Here is a 4192-nt window from a genome sequence, read left to right as displayed (position 1 = left end):
AAATTGCCTTAAAAAACGCTCTAAACCCCTAACAAGTCTTTTTTTACCATGATTTTTTAATGAAGGTCTTAAAAGGGGGTCAAGGCTATCTTCTTCATATAGGAGAAAATCAGCAGATACTAATTACAGCGCTGGTACTTTTTTTGGAGATAATTTGATGTTACCGGCCGCCGGGCGGCGATACGACGCGTACAGCGGCCTGAATGATGAGCAGGGACATTACGCCTCCTACTGGTTGAGCACATATATTTCCTACGGAGTGGCGTGGTACACGATCGGCTACGACGATTTCTACACAGCCCGTGCGAGCATGACAACCGGACTCTCGGTGCGCTGTATCGCAGAATGATTTGACTATTTAAATTTTCTATATAGGTCGTACGATATTGGTAGGAAAAAATAGACAGCGAGGTGATCGAAATTTTTTGTAAAATGACATTACAAGAGGAGAAACGGGCAAGGACATTTATCTTTATAAGAGCAGAGAAAACACGATATTAATATGAAAAAATTATCAATTGCATGTGCAGTTATCCTATTATCGATCTCAACAGTTTACGCTCAGGAAATCCATCTGTTTTTCCCCCATTTTGCCGGACAAAACTATGACTGGAAGATATTTCAGGGTGAAAAAGAACTCACGGCCCGCTCAGGTAAAATTCCCCCAGACGGCCGGGTGACCCTGCTCATGCCCGAAACCTACCAAGACTACCGCGGTATGAGCCGGTGGATGCTCAAAAAAGGCGGTGGCCTGGACATGATCTATGTGGGCAAGACGTTCTCTGTGGAATGCCTGTCAGAGCACCCCGGCCCTGATAACATCATCTACAAGGCCAACCCTGAAAACGATTACCTGTCAGCACAGGGCCAAAAACAACAGGACATCTTGAAAAAGCTGGGCGCTGTAAACCATCTGCTTCAAGCCTATTCTCAGGAGGAGGATCTTCATAAAACCGCTTCAAAAGAACAGGAAAGACTGCGTCGTCAGTTTGAACAGACCCAGAAAGAGAGGCGCAAGAGTCCTTTGTATGCAGCCCGGTTTGGAGAAATTGTCGACTTTACCAGGGGGGTGGCGGACAAGGTTTATGAGAACCGGGAAGACCATGTCCGCTATTTCAATGATTTTGTGACCCATACCATGAACTTCATGGATCTTTACACCAGCGGACACTGGGACCGGGTCCTGGATAACTGGGTGATGATGAATATCAGATCAAAAGACGGAGATGCCGGGTTTGAAAAAAAACTGACCACAGCCCTCAATCGCATGGACCAAGATAAAATCCTGGGCGCTTTTGTGGAAACAGTTGTCCCCCTGCTGGTACAGAAGGGGAAAGATGAACTGCTCCCCGTAATTGCAACCCAATTGGACAAACACCCCCAAGCCATGAACGAGTTGAGCGATACAACCCGGCGGATGATGTCATCCTTTAAAATACTCACCGGCCGGAAAGCCCCGAACCTCATATTCAAGGCACCGTTCCTGACCCAGACAGGTAAAAGCGATAGGGATATTGTCCTGGAAACCGGCAACCTGAATGCAGATTACACCATTCTGCTGTTTTACAAAGGAAGTTGCGCCCTGTGTGAAGATGCCCTGATCGTTTTAGCGAACAGGTACAAATGGTTGAAAAAGCACAATGTACGGGTGATTGCCGTCAGCGGAGACAATTCAGAACAGGGGTTTGAGAAAAAACAAAGGTATCATCAATGGCCGGACAACTATTGTGACTTTACCGGAATGGACGGGACCAATTTCAGGAATTATGCGGTGATGGGCATTCCAACACTCTACCTGCTGGATAAGAAAGGCGTGGTCCTTAAAAAGAGTGCCATGGCAGATGAGATAATTGATCGGGTGCAAAAGGAACTATCCCTTTTGCACCCATAATCAATTTCCATCGTCCTAAATGGCGTCCATGTTTGGACGAAAAGTGGCCATGCAAGGCGTAAAAAACTAATAAAACAAGAGAATCCAGGCCAGAATCAGTATTCTGGACAAAAGACCAAACGCCATGGTCAGACCACAGATGACAGTACCGTTGCGGCCTCCGTAAATGGCGATATACCGAGGCAAGGTCCGGCGCAGGCGGGTAACCGGTATCATGAGCAGGCCTCCGGCTTTCAAAAGCCGGGTCAAACTGCGGTTAAGACATTCCGGATCATCCGGCGAGCATTCGTAGGCCGAAAACGGGTCCTCCCCGGTTTCCACAGGCACGTTGCCATTGCCCCAGGTCCTTCCGCAGATCAACACGTAGCAAAGTTTGAGCACGCCGGTAAGCCAGAAGGCGGCAATGTAAATCACGGCCAGACGGGTGCCGAGCAGAGGCAGAACAACAGGAAGCTGAAAGGTCAGAGTCTCCCTGAGATGAAAGGGCACCGTATTGAGGATGCCTGTCAGCCGCAGTTCACGGTCGTCTAAGCGTGCGTCCGCATGGAATTGGGCTGCCATGGTGTGGCCGCGATCATGGAGCCTATTGCGGCCAGAAAACAAACCGCTGTTTCGGCCGGTAGCCGGGCAATCCTTGAAATCGGCTTTCCAACAGGTTTCAGGCGGCGCATCAATCCCATCTGCATGAACAGCTCCACCCCGAAAAGACTGATAAACATTACCGAGCCCATTCGAAACACTATGTCAGCCGTAAACACCATTGAAGATATTAATATTTCCATGTCCAGGTCCCATGTCCGGGTCATCGCTGATTCGGTCAGGCGGTGCGCCGGATTATCTCATCAGATTTGCTTCAAGCCCAAGCCCGTAGGCCACACTGGTGAAGGCGTCTGATGTTTTGATCTTATCTGCGCCTAATCTGGATTCAAATATGCCCCTGATCAGCGGAATATAGGAAGAACCGCCGGTTAAAAACACGGCATCGATCTGTTCAGCTCCGATTCCGGAATTGTCAAGGGTATGCGTCACACAGGCATCTATCTTTGCAACCAGATCCCGGATCATATCTTCAAATGTCGTTCTTGTAATACGTTCTTCAATGGTGACACCGTAATCCTTGAAAATCAAGGTGGCATCTCCATGGTCGGACAGGCGGCACTTGGCTGATTCAATGCCCCGAAATAACAGATAACCATAGTTATCGTCAATTAAACGCTCCAGATTTTCCAGCAGACACCGGTCTTTAAGCCCGGCACCGACTTTGAGTTCCTTTATATTTGCAAGGGTCTGGGGACGCCGAAGCCAGGGTATGCGATGCCATTGCATCAGATGACTTAAAACCAATGGAGACAGCCCCGTAAGATTGTCACTGAACATGGATTTGACTTTAACATCCGTGCCGTAGTGCTTTGCCACCTTGTGGCGCATGATCAGAGAATCAAAATTATCCCCGCCGATATAAAGCCCGCCAACGGAAAGGATGTCCTGCTCCCTATCTCCGGAGTGGGGCGGATTGCCGACCTTGAGTACGGTGAAATCAGAACTGCCTGCACCAAAGTCGCCCACCAGCACCAGCTGTTCCCGGTTTGGAGGCAGGCTTTTCTCATAGGCCCGGGCTGCGGCCACAGGCTCCATTTGCAGGGTAACCTTTTTGAAACCCGCAAGTTGCGCCGCGTTTATCAGACGCCGGGTTGCGGTGCGTTCACGTTCCTCGTCCGTTGAAAAAATAACCGGACGGCCAAGCACAACATTGTCCACCTCCCGGCCAATGATTTTCTCCCCCCGCTTTTTCATAATATTAAGAAGAAGGCTGATCAGCTCTTCCAAGGTATAATTTTTACCGTAGACATTTGTTTTCTGAAAAGAGGGATCAGATAAGAAAGATTTAATCGACTGCATATACCGGCCTTCGGCACCGTTGTCGATATACTGTTTAACCCCTTCATAGCCCACAAAGGAGAGCGTCTGCCCCTCTTCCCTTATAAAATAAAGAATGGATTTCAAAGAATTGGAAAGGGGATTGCCCGGATCAATATCCAAAAGAGTAACCTGATTGTCAACACTTGCGGCCAGCGCAGAGTTGGAGGTGCCGAAATCAATACCAAATGCCGGGGACATGCGCTTTCCTAATCCCTGCTGCCCTGGGCTTGGCGAAGCAGCCTTGCGTTTTTTTCCTTTACGTCCGGATATGCAGCCGCCAGGCTGTCGGATTTTTTGGCCAGGGAAACCGCCTGGACGATATTACCTTGATCTAGCCGGGCCCTTGCCATCAGATGCCAGACCAAAGGGTCCTGACCGTCA

4 protein-coding genes are annotated in these 4192 nt (G+C 49.1%); 2 read left to right on the top strand and 2 right to left on the bottom strand.

The annotated features are described in order from the left end of the window. The first annotated feature begins 502 nt into the window (after positions 1-502). Positions 503-1891 (top strand): peroxiredoxin family protein, encoded by a 1389-nt coding sequence (locus tag AB7U36_RS19675; protein WP_428161337.1) that lies wholly within the window; start codon positions 503-505, stop codon positions 1889-1891. Positions 1892-1957: 66 nt separating this feature from the next. Here the strand turns inward: AB7U36_RS19675 and AB7U36_RS19670 are convergent, their stop codons facing one another. After that, positions 1958-2452, bottom strand: coding sequence for a hypothetical protein (locus tag AB7U36_RS19670; RefSeq protein ID WP_428161336.1), 495 nt, complete (start codon positions 2450-2452; stop codon positions 1958-1960). Between AB7U36_RS19670 and AB7U36_RS19665 the strand changes: the two genes are divergently transcribed. Further along, positions 2435-2785: a hypothetical protein gene (locus AB7U36_RS19665; protein ID WP_428161335.1), complete on the top strand. Its 351-nt coding sequence runs from the start codon at positions 2435-2437 to the stop codon at positions 2783-2785. The genes AB7U36_RS19670 and AB7U36_RS19665 overlap by 18 nt on opposite strands. Here AB7U36_RS19665 and AB7U36_RS19660 read toward each other — a convergent pair. Next, positions 2726-4009, bottom strand: a complete 1284-nt coding sequence (locus tag AB7U36_RS19660; protein ID WP_428161334.1) for an Hsp70 family protein — start codon at positions 4007-4009, stop codon at positions 2726-2728. The genes AB7U36_RS19665 and AB7U36_RS19660 overlap by 60 nt on opposite strands. Between the last annotated feature and the right edge of the window lie 183 nt (positions 4010-4192).

It is taken from the genome of Desulfobacter sp. (assembly GCF_050177295.1).
The sequence above is the reverse complement of the archived record's forward strand: the minus strand, read 5'-3'. Positions and strand labels throughout refer to the sequence as shown.

Coding starts and splice junctions, on each gene's coding strand:
- AB7U36_RS19670 (WP_428161336.1), bottom strand. CDS start 2,452: ATGGCAGCCCAATTCCATGCGGACGCACGCTTAGACGACCGTGAACTG.
- AB7U36_RS19675 (WP_428161337.1), top strand. CDS start 503: ATGAAAAAATTATCAATTGCATGTGCAGTTATCCTATTATCGATCTCA.
- AB7U36_RS19660 (WP_428161334.1), bottom strand. CDS start 4,009: ATGTCCCCGGCATTTGGTATTGATTTCGGCACCTCCAACTCTGCGCTG.
- AB7U36_RS19665 (WP_428161335.1), top strand. CDS start 2,435: ATGGAATTGGGCTGCCATGGTGTGGCCGCGATCATGGAGCCTATTGCG.